14 protein-coding genes are annotated in these 21,529 nt (G+C 37.5%); 1 reads left to right on the forward strand and 13 read right to left on the reverse strand.

The features are described 5' to 3' along the window. Positions 1-181: 181 nt before the first annotated feature. The 5 genes from AUF14_RS11505 to AUF14_RS11525 all read right to left on the reverse strand — a co-directional run bounded on the left by AUF14_RS11505 (position 182) and on the right by AUF14_RS11525 (position 9,984). Positions 182-1,534 carry an APC family permease gene (locus AUF14_RS11505; RefSeq protein WP_016179603.1) on the reverse strand — a complete coding sequence of 451 codons (1,353 nt, stop codon included), beginning with the start codon at positions 1,532-1,534 and terminating at the stop codon, positions 182-184. Between the two features lie 244 nt (positions 1,535-1,778). Beyond that, entirely contained in the window at positions 1,779-2,780 is a 1,002-nt protein-coding gene (locus AUF14_RS11510; RefSeq protein WP_016179602.1) for an NAD-dependent epimerase/dehydratase family protein, read from the reverse strand. A gap of 40 nt (positions 2,781-2,820) precedes the next feature. Further along, entirely contained in the window at positions 2,821-4,026 is a 1,206-nt protein-coding gene (locus AUF14_RS11515; protein ID WP_016179601.1) for a glycine C-acetyltransferase, read from the reverse strand. Between the two features lie 878 nt (positions 4,027-4,904). Beyond that, the gene (locus AUF14_RS11520) at positions 4,905-8,390 is read right to left on the reverse strand and encodes a MucBP domain-containing protein (RefSeq protein WP_102866052.1); all 3,486 of its coding nucleotides are present in this window, start codon (positions 8,388-8,390) and stop codon (positions 4,905-4,907) included. Positions 8,391-9,057: 667 nt separating this feature from the next. After that, entirely contained in the window at positions 9,058-9,984 is a 927-nt protein-coding gene (locus AUF14_RS11525) for an aldo/keto reductase (protein ID WP_049218100.1), read from the reverse strand. Positions 9,985-10,138: 154 nt separating this feature from the next. On the opposite strand from AUF14_RS11525, the gene AUF14_RS11530 reads away from it, so the two are divergent. Continuing rightward, positions 10,139-11,587, forward strand: coding sequence for a helix-turn-helix domain-containing protein (locus tag AUF14_RS11530; RefSeq protein ID WP_102866053.1), 1,449 nt, complete (start codon positions 10,139-10,141; stop codon positions 11,585-11,587). Positions 11,588-11,596: 9 nt separating this feature from the next. Here the strand turns inward: AUF14_RS11530 and AUF14_RS11535 are convergent, their stop codons facing one another. The 8 genes from AUF14_RS11535 to AUF14_RS11565 all read right to left on the reverse strand — a co-directional run bounded on the left by AUF14_RS11535 (position 11,597) and on the right by AUF14_RS11565 (position 21,306). Continuing rightward, positions 11,597-14,149, reverse strand: coding sequence for an HAD-IC family P-type ATPase (locus tag AUF14_RS11535; protein ID WP_049218098.1), 2,553 nt, complete (start codon positions 14,147-14,149; stop codon positions 11,597-11,599). A gap of 240 nt (positions 14,150-14,389) precedes the next feature. Next, a complete protein-coding gene (locus AUF14_RS23110) occupies positions 14,390-14,518 on the reverse strand; it encodes a hypothetical protein (protein ID WP_016179596.1) in 129 nt (42 codons plus the stop codon). Between the two features lie 189 nt (positions 14,519-14,707). Further along, on the reverse strand, positions 14,708-15,382 hold the full coding sequence (locus AUF14_RS11540; protein ID WP_049218097.1) for a GTP pyrophosphokinase: 675 nt from the start codon (positions 15,380-15,382) through the stop codon (positions 14,708-14,710). A gap of 316 nt (positions 15,383-15,698) precedes the next feature. Next, positions 15,699-16,811, reverse strand: a complete 1,113-nt coding sequence (locus AUF14_RS11545; RefSeq protein WP_016179594.1) for a M20/M25/M40 family metallo-hydrolase — start codon at positions 16,809-16,811, stop codon at positions 15,699-15,701. Positions 16,812-16,854: 43 nt separating this feature from the next. Further along, positions 16,855-17,850: a SepM family pheromone-processing serine protease gene (locus AUF14_RS11550; RefSeq protein ID WP_049218096.1), complete on the reverse strand. Its 996-nt coding sequence runs from the start codon at positions 17,848-17,850 to the stop codon at positions 16,855-16,857. Between the two features lie 26 nt (positions 17,851-17,876). Continuing rightward, entirely contained in the window at positions 17,877-19,082 is a 1,206-nt protein-coding gene (locus AUF14_RS11555; protein WP_048721992.1) for a hypothetical protein, read from the reverse strand. Positions 19,083-19,097: 15 nt separating this feature from the next. Next, complete coding sequence (locus AUF14_RS11560; protein ID WP_082158204.1) at positions 19,098-20,021, reverse strand: YitT family protein; 924 nt, start codon at positions 20,019-20,021, stop codon at positions 19,098-19,100. A gap of 343 nt (positions 20,022-20,364) precedes the next feature. Then, positions 20,365-21,306 carry an L-lactate dehydrogenase gene (locus tag AUF14_RS11565; protein WP_016179590.1) on the reverse strand — a complete coding sequence of 314 codons (942 nt, stop codon included), beginning with the start codon at positions 21,304-21,306 and terminating at the stop codon, positions 20,365-20,367. Positions 21,307-21,529: the final 223 nt, after the last annotated feature.

Here is a 21,529-nt window from a genome sequence, read left to right on the forward strand (position 1 = left end):
CCCCATCATAAAAGATAGCGTTTCCATTTAGAACACAGACAATTACCATATCGTTGTGGTAATTTCTTGGCAACGGCTTTTCTTCTATAACAATAGAATAGAAAAAACACCTAAAGCAGAAAATCTGCCTTAGATGTTTTTTGTCGGAATAGTTTACAGTCCTGAGTCAAATCAGCCGTTTCTATTTATATTTTCTCTTCAAGTAAATGTAGAAAGGAATACCTAATGCTGTAATGGCAATCCCAACCATCGCTAATTGGAATTGGTTGATCAACGTCATTACTAAGATAAATACCCCACCAATAATCGCAACAATCGGAATGATTGGGTAAAGCGGTACTTTGTAAGGACGAACCAAATCTGGTTCAGTTTTTCTCAATTTGATTACCGCGATAAAGACTAATGTGTAGAAGATCCAGATAACGAAGACTAACATGTCTGTTAGCATATCGAATCCGCCCACCATCATCATAGCAATAGCGATGACTAATTCTAGAATCCCAGCGATATAAGGTACGTGATTTTTGTTTAATTTCACTAATTTATCTGAGAAAGGTAATTGCTTTTCAAGACCCATCGTATAAGGAAGACGCATCCCTGTCATCGTATAACCATTGATTGTTCCATATACTGAGATTAAGATCCCGATCGTTACTAATTTACCGCCCATGCCGCCGAAAATTTTTCCAGCAACGTCCATCGCCGCATTTTCGTTCCCAGCTAACGCAGACATATCAATCGTACGCAAGAAAGCAAATTGTACCAATAAGTAAACAGCCATGATTCCTAAGATCCCGCCTGCAATTGCTCGAGGAAGATCACGTGCTGGTTTTTTCAATTCTCCTGCGATGTTTCCAACGTGAATCCAGCCATCATAAGCAAACATTGTCGCTAACAATCCAGCACCTAAAGCTGGAGCAAAACCGCCAACTGCTGGACCGGCTTGAACTGGGAATAAGCTGACAGAGACATCGCCTTGACGTATCAAACCGAAAATGACGATCAATGCTAAAGGCACTAACTTACAAACTAACGTGATTGATTGGAACATTCCGCCAGCTTTTGAGCCTAAGAAGTTGATCAACATGATTGAAGCTGCTGCCACGATTGCGATCGGAATGATCGTTGAATCGCTCATACCAAATAGATTTTTGAACTGAGTGGCAAAAATAATTGCTAAAGCCGCTACATTAGCTGGGAAGTAGATGACTACCTGTGCCCATCCAAGTAAGAAACTCCAAAATTCTCCATACGCACGTTCGATGTAGCGAAGCATACCGCCTGTTTCCGGAATAGCTGCTGCTAATTCTGCACCCGTTAGTCCCGCACAGACACTGATCAGACCGCCTAGGAACCACGACAACATGTGCAGACTCGTTGATCCAGTTACTGCAGCAACACTGGCTGCTTTAAAGAATACCCCCGCCCCAATTACAGTACCCATTACTGTCGAAAGAGCTGGGAAGAACGTCATTGTTCGCTTTAGTTCACCAGATGGTTGTGAACCCACGAGTTCTTGTTGGTCGACTGCCATAATTTTTCCTCCTAATTTTTGAAGTGGCTTTTGCTCACTTCTTAACTTGATCTTTAAAACAAACAGCTGAAGTTATTCCATAAAAGAAAGAGAACAAAAAAATGCGATATAACAACTATTTAATAACTTCTCTTATTTGTCCGGACATTATTTTAACATGGAGAAAGAAAAAGGGAAACGTTATTTTAAACATTTCCTTTTTTCTTAGTTCCTCCTCATGTTCTGTTAAGAAACCTCTGCCGTTTTACGAGTTCACTTTATCAAAAGACACTTTTGTTTCGATGCCTTCTGCCTTAAATTTTTCTGATAATCTTTCTAACATTTCATCAGTCATTTTATCTAAATCAAAGCTTGGACTGAAATCCCATTCTTTACGAGCATCACTGTCATCGATCGAATTTGGCCATGAATTAGCGATTCCTTGACGAACTGGATCAACGTCATACTTCAATTCAAAGTCTGGAATCCGACGGCGAATTGATGCGGCAATTTGTTCTGGTTCAAAGGACATTGCAGTGATATTGAATGAGTTGCGGTGTTCTAAACGATCAGCATCCGCGTTCATTAATTTCACGATTCCTTCAATCGCATCATCCATATACATCATGTCCATATAAGTTCCTTTATCGATAAATGATGTGTAAGATTTGTTTTTTAATGCTTCGTAATAGATATCTACTGCGTAATCTGTTGTACCACCGCCAGGCTCTACTTTATATGAGATTAATCCTGGGAAGCGGACTGAACGGCTGTCTACATCGTATTTATCATGGTAGTAGTTTTCTAATAATTCGCCTGCTACTTTGGTCACTCCATACATGGTAGTAGGATGCATCACTGTATCTTGCGGTGTATTGTCTGGTTCGCAATCTGGTCCATAAGCTGCGATTGAAGATGGCGCAAAGAATTTCGTTTTTGGTCCGATTTCACGAGCTACTTCTAGGGCATTCATCAATCCAGTCATATTCAAGTTCCAAGCAAAAGCCGGACGTTTTTCAGCTGTAGCAGAAAGTAACGCCGCTAAGTGAATAATAGTATCTACTTCATAGCGTTTCGCAATATCCAAAAAGCTTTCGTAATCGGTTACATCTAGTTCTTCAAACTGTCCATTTTCAACAACAGGACTGCCTTCAACTGTACGAATATCTGTTGAGATAACATTTTTTACACCTAAATCATTGCGGAGTCTTTCTGTTAATTCTGAACCAATTTGTCCTAATGCGCCTGTAATTAATACTTTTTTCATGGATGTGACTTCCTCTCTATTTATGGTAAATTTGATTTTTTTATTGAACGGTTTCTTTGATAATGCCTAGTTCTTTCCCAACTTTTTCGTAAACCTTGATCGCGTCATCTAGCATTTCTTTTGTGTGACCTGCGTTTGGCATGTTCCGTACACGACCTGTTCCTAATGGTACTGTTGGATATACGATTGGTTTTACATATACGCCGTTTTCCAATAATTTCTTAGAAAATTCTTGTGCTAATTTTTCATCGCCAACAATAACTGGGGTGATCGGTGTTTCTGATTTACCAATGTCATAGCCGATACGTTTTAATTCTGCTTTGAAGTAATTGGCATTATCCCAAAGTGTATCCACATATTCCGGATGCTCTTCAATCAAGTCGATTGCTTTAATACAAGCACCCGCAGCCCCAGGTGTTAATGAGGTTGAGAATAAGAATGGGCGTGCTTGTGATTTCAACCAAGTAATCAATTGCTTCGTTCCAGCGACATAACCACCAACAACACCGATTCCTTTAGATAAAGTTCCCATTTGGAAATCAATATGATCTTGCATTTCAAAATGTTTCACTGTTCCATGTCCATGCCCCATCACGCCTGTTCCGTGAGCATCATCGACATAAGTAATGACATTGTATTTTTCACAAATTTCAACGATTTCAGGAATCTTAGCCACATCGCCATCCATTGAGAAAACACCATCAGTAATATACATCACCTTGTTGTATTCGCCGCTTTCAGTTGCTGCTTTAGCTTTCGCCTCTAAATCTTCCATATCTTGGTGGTTCACACGGATGATTTTCGCACCAGATAAGCGACAGCCGTCAATGATTGATGCATGATTCAATTCATCTGATAAAATAGCGTCGCCTTTTTTCATGACTGCTGAAATAGCTCCCATGTTACAGTTGAAGCCTGATTGGAATGCAATTGCCGCTTCAGTTCCTTTGAACTCAGCAATTTTTTCTTCTAATTTTTGGTGAATGTCTAAAGTTCCGTTGATCGTACGAACCGCGCCAGCGCCGGCACCATAGTGCTTAGTTGCCTCTACATCTGCTTCGATCAATTCAGGACGAGTAGCAAATCCTAGATAGTTGTTAGATGCCAAGTTGATCATCTTCTTATCATTGACTGTAATGATCGGACCATTGCTTCCTTCCAAAACATCGATCGTGTTGAACAATCCTTTTTCTTTTAGATCTTCCAAATTCGTTTCAAGAAATTGGTCAAGAACTTTTGAACTCATAACGATTCTCCTCCATACTGATTATTGCGCATAAAAGTTGTTATTTTTTCTGACATTGAAAAGAAACAGCTCGTTTATTTGTTTGCGCTTTCGTAACTTACACACTCAGTTTATAAGCGATTGATACCGTTTACAACTTTAACACTCGACAATTTCTTGAATTATAATGAAAGTTAGAACTCTTCTAATTAATTTTATTTAATGATTGGAAATTTAGGTTTTTGAGTAAGAATCGAAAGAAATTTACCATACTGAAATTACCAATACATAACGTTTCTTTATTCACAATAAAACAAAATTTAGCAAAAAATATTTTCCTCATTCTAAAAAAAGGCTAATATAAGAATGATACTTTTATTGTCAGACATGTTCTTTTCGTCACAATAAAAATTTAATTTTTTAATTAAAAACAGAATCAGAATGTTTGCAACACCAAAAACTGGTTCTAATCATTTACAAATAAAACGGAGATTCATTTTCATATAAAACTGAGATTTTGTATTTTAAGACCAACTTAGCGCCAAAAAGGAAGAAAATAAAAAAGAAAAGTTCCTCCTTCCATAGAAAAAAATTACTTGAATCAAAAGACTGCCTCTTTGTTTAGATTAGTTCGCTGAAATCTCCGTTTGTTAAACAGCAAAGTTATTTTGACAATTATAAGTTCCGGTATTTAAGCAGTATGGGTTTGAGTCTTTCATATTGAATAAGTCTTTATGCTCACGATGCTGCCCAGCAATCGAACGACTTGAGAAAGTTAAATGCTTGATACCTGTTGAATATAATCAAAAATCGGCTGTTTATTTCCCGCAGACTACGGGAAATAAACAACCGAATCACTCATAATTCTATTCATTTTTTAGATATCGCATTTATTGATTCTAAGCTCTTCTTCTTTTAATTGCGCCAACACAAGCAATCGTCAGAAGCAACAACCCGAACACTGTAAGAATTGTTGTATTATTCTTTTGCTCACCAGTACGTGGTAAAACCTTGCTAGTAGCCGTAGTGCTTCCGCCTGCATTTGGAAGTATTTTTGTGGAACGGTAGGTCGTTATACTAGCATTTGAGTTGTTTGTATTTTCTCCGCCATTTCCTGTTGTATCACTTTCAACGTTTGCTGCAGGTTTATTCTCTTTAAGGTAGACATACGTGATGGTTTGCTCTGTTTCTTGATAGTTTCCTTTAGCATTTTTTGGCGTTTCCTTCACTGTCCAACCATCGATAGCTTTGGCTTGCGTTTCATATTTGTCTCCGATGATGCCAATTTTTTGCTCGGCAGGTGCTAATTCATTGCCCTGTTCATCGACATAAAGAATCCGGATCGTAGCTTTATTACTGTAAATATAAGTAACGATTTGCAGCTCTGATGTGTATATTCCAGTCGAATTACCTAGTGTCTCTTTAAACTTGTAGCCTTTGAACTCTTTTTTCGCACTTTCATACCCATCACCAACATCGCCGCTCATCAAAACAGGGTTTGCTAATACTTTACCAGAATCGCTAATGTGATTAACAATTACCTTCCCAGTCAACTTGCGATAGATCACCGTAATTTCTTGATCCTCTGCTGTGTAAACGCCTGAGGTAAATCCTTTAATTTCCTTAAATTCATAGTTTTCAAAGGTTTTATTCAGCTGCTCCAACGGAATCAATGTCCCGATTGGTTGTGATTCAGTAAAATCTTCTGCTAGTTTTTCGCCCTTTTCATCTTGATACTTAATTGTAAGGTTACCTAATTTCTCAGGTTCTTTATCTTTCGTGTAGATATACGTAACTCTAGTAATACCATCGACATATTTTCCAGTGACATTTCCCTGAACTTCTTTAAATGTATAGCCATCAATGCTCTTTTGTGTTGTTTCATAGTCTTCATCGATTTCACCGATCGTAACTTCACTATTTAAAAGCGGATGACCAGTCTCGTCTTGATAATCGACAATGAGTACCCCTTTTTCAGTACCTGAACCCTTCTTCGCATAAATCAAAGTAACTTCTTGATCTTGAGCTGTAAACTTCCCGCTTACATTTCCTTCGATGCCTTTTAAAACATAGTCATCAAAAGGCTTCACCTCTGCCGTATAGATATCATCAATATCACCGGTTAATTCAACATCTGGACTTAATGAATTTTGCTCTTCATCTTGATAATGAACGATCACCTTGCCTTGTTCAGCAGGTATTTTCGTGTATACATAAACAACTTTTGTAATTCCTAGTACATATTTTCCAGAAGGAGTTCCAACGACTTCTTTAAACACGTAGCCATCGATGACTTTTTGAGTCGTAGTATATTCACTACCTACCTCACCAGTCATAACTTCGTCGCCGATCAATGGGTTACCAGATTCATCTTGATATTGTGCAAGAACGATGCCCTGTTCTTTCACGGCCTTTGTATAAATCAATGTGATTTCTTTTGCTTCTTCACTAAAGAAGCCGGTAATTGAATCTCCTTCTTTGACCCCTGAGAAAACATAATTATCAATCTGCTTGATGTTTGCATGATACTCTGCACCTAGTGCGCCAGTTAATATTTCGTCTGGACTAATTTGTACCAGCTTTTTATTTTCATCATAGGTCATGTAATGGACCGTCACCGGTTCTGATTTTTTCCAAACAGCGTATAACGTCTCGTTGCCCTTCGGTATTGTGATTGTTTGACCAGCGGCTAAATTTTCATCCGGATCTTTCGCATCCTTTTCTTTCGACCAGCCAGCAAATTGATACCCGTCGCGTGTTGCTTTTAAATCTGTACCCGCTGGAATCGTCTGATTCAAATCCTTATAGCCAACTTGGTAATAGGTTTCAGGTTGCGTTCCTTCATAATAGATCGTGCCTTCATATTTCGACAGTGCCGTGCCTAAATCAAAAATCCCGCCATTGCTGTCATACTTAATCCAATCAATTTCCACCGAACCAATGTCTGCTTTCGCTGTTCGTGGCAACCCTCGCTGATCTTCGTTCACTTCACGTAAGTTCTCAACTTGATCATCCGCCAGCTTCTCTGGCGCGATTGGTACTGTTGGCAAAATTATCGCATCACCTGACGTTCCTGCAGTGATTTTATTGTAATTATCAACTAAACCAACCGGAGCGGTCCCAAAAACATTCTCCATGGTCACGGATGTAACTGTCCCATTATCGTATCCAAGATTGGATTCAATATTTCCAGCTCCAGTAACATTGGAATCTGCAATATTATTCTTGCTGGCTGTTCGAGATTTGTTTCCAGCAAATAGGTTATTCGCATAACGACCTGCAGATAAATTGGTAACATACCCAGAACTACCAATGGCTCCACCATCATAGACAGCTTCATTCTCAACAAATGAATTATTAATGTAATCAACGACGGCTCTTCTGCCTTCCATTATCCCGCCATTGGCATAAATTTGAATCGCTCCACCATTATTTGCAGAGACATCTTGTCCTAATGCCTTGTTTTGATAAAACGTGTTATTTCTAAATGTCGCTGCACTCGCAATATTTGCGTTGGTCTGAATTAAGATCGCTCCGCCATCATCCCCAGCAATATTTCTAACAAAAGAATTTCCATCAAACTGAATATCTGTTCCATCAACTGTATTGAAGAAGGCGATCGCTCCGCCATCAGCTAGTTTCTTCGATCCACCACCAGAGACATCTTCAACCGATTTATTTCCTTCAAAATAGTTGTTCTTAAAAGTAAATTTTGCTGAAGCACTCGGCTGGAAGAAATAAATCGCTCCGCCTTCACCACCGACGTTTCCTGTTCCTACTTGCTTTGTTTCATTCGCGATAAATTTAGAATTGTAGGCTTTAAAGTTTGCCGAGTACCCTTTACTAGCGATTGCACCGCCTGAATATCCTGATGCATTGTTTACATTATTTGAGAACGTGCTATTTTTCAGTGTTGTATTCCCACTAGTATAGAAGGCGCCTCCATCATCATATCCGTGAAAATTATTGACGATTGTGTTCTCGAGAATAAATTCTCCTTTATACCCAGAAACTGTTAAAGCTCGCGTATTATTCCCTAAACCTTCAAGCGTAAAATTCTTAAGGGTCAAACTTGAGGCTGCCGTTCCAGTACCGCCCCCATAAGAAAATAGTTGTTTACTTGTAGTAGATTGAAGTGTGATACCAGCGCCATCAACCTCAACTTGATATGGTGATTCTACCAGAGCGATTGTAGCCCCAATATCTGTCGGAAAGCTTCCGCCAAGTGTAACTTTTCGATTTTCTGGCGCATTTTTTACTGCATCCTGAAGATCAGCTACAGTATTAACCGTTATTTCATCAGCTGATACTGTTTGTCCCGCTGCTCCTAATAAGAAAATACTTAAAACAAAACCAAATAAAACAATCCATTTATCCTTTTTCATTTTTATCTTCCTCTCTATCCAAATTATTAACTATATTTTTTTGTAAAATGTTTTATTTACACATACGCAAACGTCCAATTTATACATTTTTACTATACTTATAAAACCAAACACAAAGGCGACATTTTTTTCTATTTAAGTATCGTAAACTGTCATCGTTGTCCCCTTACAAGAAACTGTCGAATAGCCTTCGATAAAAACATTTGTTATTTTAAAATCATGCTCTTTTCATCATCTAAAAAATACATACTATGAATATAGTTTTGTTAGATTAATTTTCACTTATTATTCGTTAAGTGGTTAGCCCAATAGATTTATAATTATCTTTTATCTTCAAAAATTAAATAATATTTGAATTATTTGTAATCATTGTAATTTATAAAATAAAAAACATCAACTGTTTTTTAATTAAAATATAGGATAAACTTTCAAAAAAATATCTTCTATAATTTATTTCGTATTACCAAAGCTTCAGTAAAGTTATGCAGCGATTCTTTTCTGAGTGTTTTAATCTTTTTTGACAAGAAAATAAAGATAAAGTCTCGTTTTAAGTAATTTATCAAAATTATTTCGGAAATTAAGCAAATTAAAAAGCAAGAATCAACAACAACTACATAATTGCTGATTCTTGCTTTTCTTATATTTCTAAGATTTGTTCTCTTACTTTTTATGGCAGGTCATTTCCTGCTGCAAAGTACACATCATACCATTCTTGTTTCGTTAAGGTCACGTCTCCACCTGCTGCGCTTTCTTTAATGCGGGCTGGATTCATGGTACCTAAGATCACTTGCATATTTGCTGGATGGCGCAAAATCCAAGCGGTTGCGATCGCATTTTTATTCGTATCATATTTTTTCGCTAATTTGTCTAATAGCTCATTCAACTCTGGGAACTTGTCATTATCAACAAAAACTCCTTCAAAGAATCCATACTGGAATGGAGACCAGGCTTGAATTGTTACACCTTTACGACGAGAAAATTCTAATATGCCACCATCATGATCAAATGAGCGAGTATCTGTCATATTCGTGTGCATTCCATAATCAATCATTCCCGTGTGCATAATCGAAAATTGCAATTGATTCATCAATAATTTTTGATCTACCTGTGATTGCAATAATTGGAACTGTTCAGGATTGAAATTTGATACCCCAAAGTGACGAACCTTTCCACTTGCCTGTAAGATATCAAACGCTTCTGCGATTTCTTCTGGCTCCATCAATGGATCGGGACGATGCAATAGATAACTATCTAAATAGTCGATCTCCATCCGTTTCAAGATGCCATCAACTGAATCCAATAAATGCTGCTTAGAAAAATCATAGCGTTTTTCATCACCAGTGACGATTCCACCCTTTGATTGAATAAAAAATTGATCACGAGAAATGCCCGCTTCTTTCATAGCAGCAGCAAAAACCAATTCTGATTTACCATCTCCGTACATATCTGCTGAATCAATAAAATTGATGTCACTTTCTAAAGCAGCCTCTAAAGCAGCGGCTGCTTTTGTTGGGGTTAACGCTGCCATTCGCATAATGCCTAAAGCAATTGCGGAGGTTTTCCAATAGCTGTTGCCAATTTTTCGTTGTAACATGATGTCCATCCTCTCTGGAAAAGCATTTTTTCTTACCTATAGAAGTATAGACTATTTTTCCCATAAAAAAAATCCCTAACCCCTAGTCAAAAAAGTTTGTGCTTGACCCATTAACCCTTTCTTCGTATGCTTATTTTCAAAGGAGTGGCCTATTATGTACTCAATGTTGAAAAAAATTATCACTGAAAAAGACATCCGTCGCCAGATTCCACTCTTGGAACAGCTGCTTAATCATTCCCAATTGACATCTAAAGAACTGGCGGAGAAAATTGACACCACTGAGCGAACCATTTTTTCTGATCTGCAGCTGATTCGTAGTTATCTGCCAGAACATTGGGTATTAGCTTCCGATAAAAGCGGCATTCGTTTGAGCTCACAAAAAAATTCATTAACTAATGATATCTGGGAGTCTTTTTTGCCCCATTCGGTCAGTTTGCAGCTGATCAAAAAATTATTTTTTACAAAGGAATTGAACATTCCGCGTTTTCTTGATGAAACGGGTGTCTCCTATGAAACACTCAAACGTCATCGAACAAAAATAAATCATCACCTTCAGTCTTTTAATATCAAGATTCATTTAACTTCCAAACGAGCCTACTTGAATGGCGAAGAAAGTGCCATCCGAATTTTTTATCATCGGCTGCTGCTGCCCTTTACTCATAACAACTATTTTTTTAAAGATTATGCGATTCATGAGGAGCATTATTTACGTTTCTTAACAAAAGAATTAACCGAAGAGCTAGTTGTAGATACAGAACAAATTTTTGGAATTTGTTGGTTCTTTATTAACAGTATCCGGATCAAAGCAGGTTGTTCAATCAATGATTTCAACTTTGATGCAAATGATTCACTATTTATTCTTTATGCACCCTTTCTTCAAGATTTATACAAAAAAGAGGGGGTCTATCTGAAAGATAAGGAAATCTTTTTTGCTTTCTTCTGCTTTTTAGAAAGCTGGAATTATGATAATCATCTAGGCAAAAATGTTTTAAACGCCCTTACCGAAGACTATCCCTTACTACGAGAGAAAGCTCAACAAATCGTCCAGGAAATCGCAGACAGACTAAATTTACAAGAGTTACTTCAGACAAATCTACAAACAAATTTATTGTTGCTACTATTAAAGTATGCTGAATCACCCGCACTTTCGGAGCAATTTCAATTAGAGTATCAGGAGCTGCTTCTCCAAAGACATGAGGAATACGCCTTTCTAAATGAAAAAAGTATGGCACTTTTTAATAGTCTGCCGCAGTTTTCTACGATTGAAGATACGAGCTATTTTGTTAATCTCTTTTCCTTGCTAAGTCAGCAGGCAATTTTCACGGTTCGTCCTCATACGAAAACAGTCTTCTTTATTTTTCAAAGTGAGCCAGCCTGGAAAATTTTTTTACAACAAGAATTAGCAGATCTTTTAGGTAAACGGATCAACTTAGTTTCGCTTGAGGTTTCTCAGTTACAAGAAGAAATTATTCAAACCGGAGACGTGATTCTTTCTAATGTTCCGCTGAATTCAACGCCCCTACCGGTAATCTACTTATCTACAATTCCAACAAAAAATGAGCTCAGCCAATTGACTGAACTCACTTCCCATTCCTATCTTTAGTCAAAACGGTTAGTCATTTTGGTAGCGACTGACCGCTTTTTCTTTTCTTCGGAAAATCCCTTTGCTAATCCGCTTCTCGATTTCGACCACCAAAAACAGTAGCAGAGCATTTCCTAAAATAACTAATTGCTGTGCCAAATTAAGCGCTGTAGTCCCAATCAGTTGCTGTCCTAATGGGAGGAAAATCACTCCTAATTGAAGAACTAAAAGGATTCCTAAGGAGATAAATAAGAATTTATTTTCAAAGAAACGACGATTGATTGCCGGATCAAACATCTCTCGACAATTGATCATGTAAACCGCTTGCCCTAGAACAATACTCTGTAAAAGAATCGTTTGTTGTAAAGCCGCCCCCTCAAAGCGCATGGACAAAAAGTACGCTGGAATCATGATCAGCAGGGAAACATACAGGATTCTAAAAAAGCTGTAGCCTGATAAAATTCCCTTCTTTGTCTCTCTAGGCGGACGATTCATCGTGTCGCCGCTCGCTTTTTCAAAGCCCAAAGCATATGATAGTGTGATCGTAGTCACCATATTGACCCACAAAATTTGGGTTGGGGTCAATGGCAATGGTTGATTCATCAATAAAGCTAAAATGACTATCAGCCCTTGTGCTAACGCTGTTGGTAAAAAGAAGTTAATCGTTTTTTGCAGATTATCAAAAATCCTTCGTCCCTCTTTAACAGCCTTCACGATCGTGTAAAAATTATCATCCGCTAATACCATATCCGCTGCCTGTTTACTAACTTCACTGCCTTTGATTCCCATCGCAATGCCAATATCCGCCTGTTTCAATGCCGGCGCATCATTCACGCCATCGCCAGTCATCCCTACGACTTCCTCTTTTTTCTGTAAAGCCGTTACGATTCTAAGCTTATGATCTGGTGTCGTTCGAGCAAAGACATCGACTTTTCCAACTGCCTCCGCTAAATCCTCGTCTGTCATGCTGTCAATATCTGTCCCCTCTAAAATTTTAGAGGTGTGCTTCAAACCGACCTGTTCACTAATTGCTTGCGCCGTTGCTTTATGATCACCAGTAATCATCTTGACTGAGATACCTGCCTGCTGCGCCTGTTCAACTGCACGAACGGCACTTTCTTTTGGCGGATCAATAATTCCTGCCAGACCAACAAACGTTAAACCTGATAATGACTCGTGGGTTAACTCCTCTGAAGATACTTTTTTATAACCAAAGCCTAATACACGTTGACCTTTACGAGCTAATTCTAACCCGCGTTTCTCCCAATTCGTCTTCTCCTCATTTGTTAAATCAGCTTTTTCCAATAATACTTCAGGTGCTCCCTTAACAAAGATAAGTTGATTTTCTCCATCATTATGCATTGTTGCCATATACTTGTAACTGGAACTGAAGGGAATTTTCGCTGCAACAGGTTTTAATTGCTGTTCTTCTTCCGCTATATATTTCAATAATGCAAGTTCTGTGGGATTGCCATGGATGTCTTCAATTTTTTGATGATCTTTGGTCTTTAAGTCCTGACAATTATTCATGATTTCTTTGACCCGCGGCAGATCTTCTGTTACGACTTCCTGTACAGTCATTTCATTTTTTGTAAGCGTGCCGGTTTTATCCGAGCAGATCACCGTCATTGACCCTAACGTCTCTACCGCAGGCATGGCTTTAATAATCGCGTTCTCATCAGCCATTTCTTTGACCCCCATTGAAAGGATCATCGTTAAAACTGCCGGCAGACCTTCTGGAATCATCGCAACGATCAATGCGATGCTCGCAGAAAACAGCAAGCTCCAATCCATTCCATATCTAAAACTTGTAAAGAATAAGAGGAAAACGATCAATGCCAAAATCCCTCTAAAAATTTGTTTATTCAATTGATGCATCTTTTTAACTAACGGTGTCGTTTGTGCTTGGATCGATTGCAGCGCGTGATTAATTTTTCCAATTTCTGTTGCATCTCCAGTCTCAACTACTACTCCGAAAGCTGAACCCGTCTGTACGAGTGTTCCTGAGAAAGCCATATTTAGTTGATCGCCAGCTAAGGCATTTTGCGGAATCACCGCCACTGTCTTTTCAACTGCCTCAGATTCACCTGTTAAGATTGATTCTTCAACTGTTAAATCATGAACTTCGATCAAACGCAAATCCGCTGGAATAACATCCCCTGCTTTTAGGATCACTACATCCCCTTTAACCAAGTTTTCTGAATCCAGTTTTAACGGCTGACCCTCATTTAGAACAGTCGCTTCTTGTCCCATCATTTGCTTCAAGCCATCTAACGATTCTTCTGCCTTACGTTCTTGCCAATAACCGACAAAACCGTTGATAATCACAACTAGAAAAATAATTCCACCTTCAGCCAACTCACCTGTCGCAAACTTCAACAAAGCAGCTGCGATTAATACGATCATCAATAAATCAGTAAAATGCTTTGCGATTTTCCGCCATAATTTTACTTGTTCTTTTTCTTCCATTTGGTTCGGGCCATTATTTTTCAAACGGGCCTCACGTTCTTCTTTAGATAACCCTGTAGTTTGTGAATCCACTTTAGTTAAAACCTCTTCAATTGATTGCTTATACCATTTCATATATGTATTCCTCCATATCATTCATTCGATACCTTAAGTATACCTATAAATAACAATTATTAAGGTCGGTAATTTCATGGAAGTCTGAAATAATTGTGTTGAAAAATGCTTCACGAGTTCGTAAAGCCAGACATGGATATGCCTGCTGCAAAACGATTTATTTATATGGAAATTTTGTACTTTCCCAATAATTAAAAAAAATCACACTTCCAAACAAGAAAGTGTGATTCTGAGAATAGATTAGTGTAAAAAGTTTTGCAGATCGTCGCCGTATTTGTCGATCTTCTTCGTTGTCAAAATTGTTCCTGCTACTAAAACGCCGCCTACAATAAGTGTACTAGCAACCATAAACTTAAATAGTGATTTCATACGATTTCCCTCCTAAGTGTTTTGATTATTGTTGAAAAACACATTAACTAAAATTAGATTAAATGTCTCGATCATTGTATATATTTACCATAGCACAAGTAATTCTATGTATCTCCTAATATGCTCATTCTTTCTCTCAAAAATTTACACTAGAAAGGATTCTAAGCGACCGGATCACGAGGTCAAGCTTTATCTATTAAGAAAACGGCTAAACTCAGTGTCCTTTTTAGAGCGTTCTAGCTTTTGATTAAACTCGATGATTCGGTCTCTCAGCCCCATCATTTCATCATCTAATAGATGCGCTTTATCTGAACAGACGCGCAATTCATTTATTAACGCCGGATCTTTATTATCACTTTTATATTTTAATTCGTGCTCAAGGCTGGCCCAAAAATCCATCGCTGCTGTACGAAGCTGAACTTCCACAACAACATTTTTCTTCATATTAGATAGAAAAACGGGTAATTGAACAATCAGATGCAGGCTGCGATAGCCATTTGCCTTAGGACATTCAATAAAATCTTTTTCATTTAATAAAATCACGTCATCTTGACCAAGGAACATTTCTCTGATTCGGTATACATCATCGATATAAGAGCAGATCACCCGAACACCGGCACCATCAAATATATTCGACAGAATTTCATCCAATTTTATAGGGATTCCTTTTCTATCACACTTTTCATAAATCGAGGTACTTGTCTTTACTCTTGTGCTAACTCCTTGAATAGATGAGCGTTCATTTTTCATTAATAATTCAGAAAAAAGAATTTGAAATTTTGTTTCGCATTCCTTCATGGCACATTCATAAAAAAACTGCGCTTGTTGGATTTCTTTTTGTTGAAATGAATGAATTTCGTTCATTTTTCCCCACCACTCATAAAATTTATAGTACAGGCATTGCTAGTTTCGTTCACAGTCTAAAAAATAAACGAACAGAGGAAAGAATAATTAGTAATAGAGAGAACAGTACAAATAATAACGAGATCATCAGCTGTTCTGTTGCAGAAAAAGTTTTTTTCCACCATTTTAGAATGATCTTAAAAAAACATAAGACACTAGTTAACAAAATAGCACTTATTGCAAGCATGCTCTTTCCCCTTTTCTTGATTTATTCCGCTCATTCAACGATTTATTGAAAGTCCTCTGTTCATAAAAAATTTCTATCGACTATTAATCCTTAAGAAGCCATCTCCGCCAATTCAATCACCAATTTAACAGCCTTCTCCATTTCTGCAACAGCTATATATTCTTCAGTCGTGTGAATTTTTTCATAGCCAATAGACAAATTAACAACTTCTTTTCCTTTTTCATTAAAAATATTAGCATCGCTTCCGCCGCCGCTAATCTCCTTTATCAAGGAAAGATCCTGTTTATGCATTGCCTTATCTAACCTTTTCATTATCACTGCTTCATCAGGAATATTGTACCCAGTGGCCATTTTTTCTACCGTCATCTCAAAGGAGCCGCCATATTTTTGCACTGCTGCACTAAAGGCCTCTTCTATTTCCTTGAGTAATTGTTCTGCTACTTCTGGCAATACTGAACGTACTTCTCCTTTTAGCACCAACGAATCCATAACAATATTTGTCGCGTTCCCTCCATTAATTGTTCCGATATTCGCGGTTGTCATCTCATCGATACGACCTATCTCAATTTTTTGTAAGGCTTCTGATAAAATTGAAACAGCAGATATTCCCTTTTCTGGTTCTATACCTGAATGCGCTGATTGTCCTTTTACTTGAATCTCATACATAAATAATGTCGGACTGGCTATAGTCACACGACCTACCTCTCCGCCGCTGTCTAAAACATATCCACTTTTGGCGTTGATCAGCTGCATATCTAAGGCTGATGCACCAATTAATCCAATTTCTTCTCCTGGAGAAAAAACAAACTCTAAATCTCCTGTTGTGATGCCTAGTTCTTGAATTGTTTCAATCGCTTCGATGATAATCGCGATTCCCGCTTTATCATCTGCACCTAGTATCGTTTCTCCTTTAGAGGATAAAATCCCTGATTCTTCAATCACTTCAATACCTTTTCCCGGAGAAACTGTATCAGTGTGGCAGGAAAAGAAAAGAGGCAATTTATTGCGGTCTTTTCCATGAAGCCTAACAATTAAATTGTTTGAACCCAATCCGGTATCTTCCTTACTGTTATCTTCCACGATCTCCAAGCCAAGCTTCATAAATTTATTTTTTAAATATTCATGTATTTTTCCTTCATTTCCCGATTCAGAATCAATCTGAACCAACTCAATAAATGTTTTAACCAATCGTTTTGTATCCATAATTTTTCCTCCTTCTTATTTTTGATACTCTTGAAATGACAACTTAACCATTCAATTCCAAGTATTCAATAATATCAGCCATATCTCCAACGGGCACAATTTTCATCTCAGTCTGAATATCCTCTGCCACTTTTCTAGCTTCAAAATAGTTTGTTGAAAAAGTTCCTTCTTCATTTCCCAGATAAGGGACAAAGAAAATATCCGCTTGCGAGTTATGTGCGGCGTAGACTTTTTGCGGAATTCCGCCAACAAGTCCTACACTACCATTCGTTTCTATCGTTCCTGTACCAGCAACCGTTCTTCCATTTAGCAGATCCTGACCTGTAATTTGCTGATAAACACTTAAGGTTAACATCGCCCCAGCTGAAGGTCCGCCGAATCCTTTAGAATTTATGCTAATTGATTCGTTGGCAGTCACTGCCAGTACACCGTTTAATAAATAGCCGCTTCTTGTAATTCTCGGGATAGATAGTTCCTGTTTATTACCTTCCCTCGCAACAACAAGCTCGGTTCGTGCCGCCCTTAATTTTTGTGGGAGTAAGGCTAGAGCGCTAGGTGTGACTGCTTCACCATTTATTGAAAGAATGACATCGTTTATTCTCAGTGAATTCAAGTTTTGCACATCTCGATTAATATTCATCACTCGTATTCCAACAAAATCAAGCTCCTTCTCCTTTTCAGCAAGTCTATGAGCCTCCATCACTGCTGTTTGTTTAGAATTTGCCATGAAAGCCCGCTGAACATCTCTGCTATCCTGTTTTACCGCTTCGTAGTTCTGGCTTTCTTTTGTTAGATTTTGATAAGGATGGATCAAGGCCCTGATTAGCTTAAATACTGTTCCTTGTTCACGTTTGACTGTTGTCACCAAAATTTCTGAATCACTTTTTGAGGTGTGGTCTGCTACCGACACCATTTCCATTGCATCTGCTACTGGACCCGGCTTAGTTATATATAAATCAGGAATTCTGTAAAAAAAAGCAAAATATACAACTACAACACTTAACAAAGCAATCACAAAATATTTACTAAATTTCTTCATAATCAACCTCTTTTATCAATGAACACTTATCCCAGCATCAACCCAACAATCAACCCTCCGGTAATGACAGAAGTTATCGTTATTGTAGAAAATCCTGCCGTTACCATGATCGGTAGAATATTTTGCTCAATTACAGCGATTTCTTCTTCTGTTTCCCCTACAGCTGCAGCTGCTTCTTTGGTTAAGACCATTGTTCCTGGAAATCCAAACAAGGTTGTCATACCTACAGCAATCGACAATGAACCAGAGTAACCGACCTTTTTACCGATAAGGAATGACGCTATAAAGATTATCCCCAAACCTGCTGCTAAGTAGAAAGCAATTGGACCAATCAAATGCAATAGATCTGCCGGAACAATATCTGCTAATGGACCAAACGCAATAACCATGATGGAAATCATTAGCAAACCAAAAGAGTCGGTAGATGATAATGCATTAGGCTTCAGAATTCTGAAGTGTCGCAAAATGATTCCCAATAGTAAGGCAATCACAAAAGCATTTACCGTCCCATTAGTTAATTGACTTAAAAATCGAGAAACATACATTGTCAGTCCCAGTAAAAACAATGTGCCATAAGGTGTCCGTAAAAAATCTGGTAAAATACTTTCTTTAGCCTCCGTAGTATTTTCAGCTACTTCCTGTTCAAAAAAAGTCAGCTCGCCATCACGATATTGCTTCTTCACGCGAAGTGCTTCTTTTTTCAAAATATTCGCCGTAAATAAGAAACCAACCAAATTTTTTAAGTTTAGTATCAAGAGCGGAAAAACTGCTAATAAGTAACTAGATAAAATCCCTAGATCGCCGCCAGCATTCTGAATCTCATTTACTTTTTCCTGCACCATTAAAATCGATAGTGTCCCCCCGGTTATCGACGCGGTGCCAGCTACGGCAATATTTCTGTCAAAGATCAATTCACCGATAAAGATTAGAATCACCGTCATTAAAACAACTGTTAACGATCCTACAACAAAGGTCTTCCACTGCAGCTTCAAATCTTTAAAGCTCATCATTGTTCCTAAATGAACGATAATTACCCCAATAACAGCATTTCCTAAGCCTAACAATCCTGAGTCCTGAATCAGATCATGAGGTAATAAATCTGTTGCAAAACCCACCAAAAAGATCAAAGAAGCTACTAACATCATCGAAATCAAAGCCTTGCTTTTGTTTGATACAAACTCCCCAATCGTCCAAATAAACATTACAATAGTAAAAGCTAATATAGGTTCCATTATTTTTCCTCCTTATTATTGAATCGGATGATACGTGAATCCCAAGCCATGAACTTCTGCCACATTATAAGTGATCATAAAGCTTTTAGGATCAATCTCATCTACGATTTTTCTAACCAACGGATACTCCTGCCCAGTCACCACTACCATGATCATTTCTCTATCACAATCATTTTTTCCGCCTCTAGCGTCGAATACTGTCATACCTCTATCCAATTCATTTGTTAATTGATCGCGTATTTCTTTTGTATAGTCTTGACTTATGATCATAATCGCCTTTCTTCTCTTCAAACCATTTTCAATATAATTCATAACGATTGAAGTAATCCCAATAGATAAAATAGCGAACAAAAACTCTTCGAAACCAAAAACATAAAGACTCATAAATACGATCACCATATCAGTAAACAATAGTCCTAGTGATGGATTCATACCAAAATATTTTTCAAAAATCAGCGGTGGAATTGTTGTTCCTCCACTAGATGCTTGGATCTTATATAAAATAGCTACTCCGACTGCAAAAACAATACTTCCAAAAATAACTGATAGTAAACGATCTTCAGTTAGCATACCGATCGGTACTATACGTAATGCTAAAGGAAACAACAAGCTCCCAATTAACGTATTGAAGAAAATCTTTTTTCCTAAAAATAAAGCAGCTAAAATTAAAACAACAACATTCAATGATAGGACGACCCATGAACGATCGATTCCTAACGCTGATTCTGCTAAAATCCCAATCCCGCTGGCGCCTCCAGCGGCAATATCATGCGGTCCTAAAAATAAATTAATACTAATGGCTAATAGTAATACCGCCACTGATATTTTTAGTAGTTGCAATAGAAAAGAAAATAGCGTATCGCTTTTATTTTTTCTATCGACAACGGATTTTCTTTTTTTCGCTCCTGCTTTTAAGCTTAAAGTAGTATTTTCTTTCATACCCTTTCCCCTTTCGTAATAACTCCTTAATGAGTATGGTGCTAGTTTAGTAAATTAATACCGCCCTCTCAAACAAACTATTTCTAAAAATTGGAAAAAATTTGTTTGAGAGCATTACTGTTTTTTTAATATTGGCGTATTTAATAAAAAAATAGCCTAAGAGAAATGGTTATCTCTTAGGCTATTAGTATCTGCTTAAACAACTATGCGGCTGTGAAAAAAATTGGTCGGAATGAAAGGACTTCTTGAAAAAGCATAGATGGATATCTCTTGTTTTCTAAGTGAGGTTTTGCTTTTTTAATATTTTCTCTTGCCGCAGAGTGAACAAAAATATTCCATTACATCAGCTATCACTCTCAAGTATTTCTTTCTGCATGTCTTTCAAGGTCTGAATAGAAAAGCGCATTTTTTCTATTTCATCTTTATCTAACGGTATTTCAATGATCTCTCGAATCCCTGATCTATTTAAAACAGCATTAGAACCAATACAAACATCCTTACTATTATATTGACCCTCCAAATGTACCGAGACTGGAAGAACAGAATTTTCATCCAGCAAAATCGCTTTTGTAATCCTTGCCAAAGAAATGGCAATCCCATAATGAGTAGAACCCTTGTAATGAATGATCTCATATGCTGCATTCTTAACGTTTTCTGACAATTCTATTAAGTCAGAGTCGGAAAATTCAGGATGTTGATTCAACCATTCGCTGATCTTTAAACCACCAATATTTCCATGAGACCAAACAGGAAATTGTGTGTCCCCGTGCTCACCTAAAATATAAATATTCACGTCTCTTGGATCTATTTGAAATTTTTCTCCAATGGCACTTCTTAATCTAGCGCTATCCAAAGAGGTTCCCGAGCCAATAACTCTATTTGCGGGAAATCCTGTTAGTTTTTTTACATAATGGGTGAGAACATCAACTGGATTGCTGGCAATCAAAAATATTCCATTAAAATGATGTGCCATAACTGATTGGACAATTGACTTAATAGTGCGTGCATTGCGCTTCACCAAATCCAATCGAGTTTCATTTTCCTTCTGTGCCGCTCCAGCTGTGATAACAATTAAATCTGCATCAGAACAATCCGAATACTCTGCAGAATAAATTCTTTTAGGCCCAACATAAGCCAAACCATTCGTAAGATCTTTCACATCACCGGCAACCTTTTGAGAATCCAAATCAATAATACCTACATTATTCCCAACACCCTGTGCCATTAGAGCAAAGGTATAGCTTGAACCGACATCTCCATTACCAATTACCACAATTTTATTCATCATAATTCTCCTTTCGACTCTCTATCTTATTAATCTACTATCGAACTTTTCCTTAATGATTTTTACAATTATCAAGCAATTTCAAGGATAGCTTGTATAGTAAGTTTAGTGAACAGCTAAGCTTTTCACAAATAAACTAATTCTAGAAATCGGAAATAATTTGTCTGAAAGAATTAAAAAAAAGAAGCTTTAAATAGAAATAAATCATCTGCAAAAAATAATT

It is taken from the genome of Enterococcus avium, assembly GCF_002891025.1.
In the GTDB taxonomy this organism is placed as follows: domain Bacteria; phylum Bacillota; class Bacilli; order Lactobacillales; family Enterococcaceae; genus Enterococcus_A; species Enterococcus_A avium.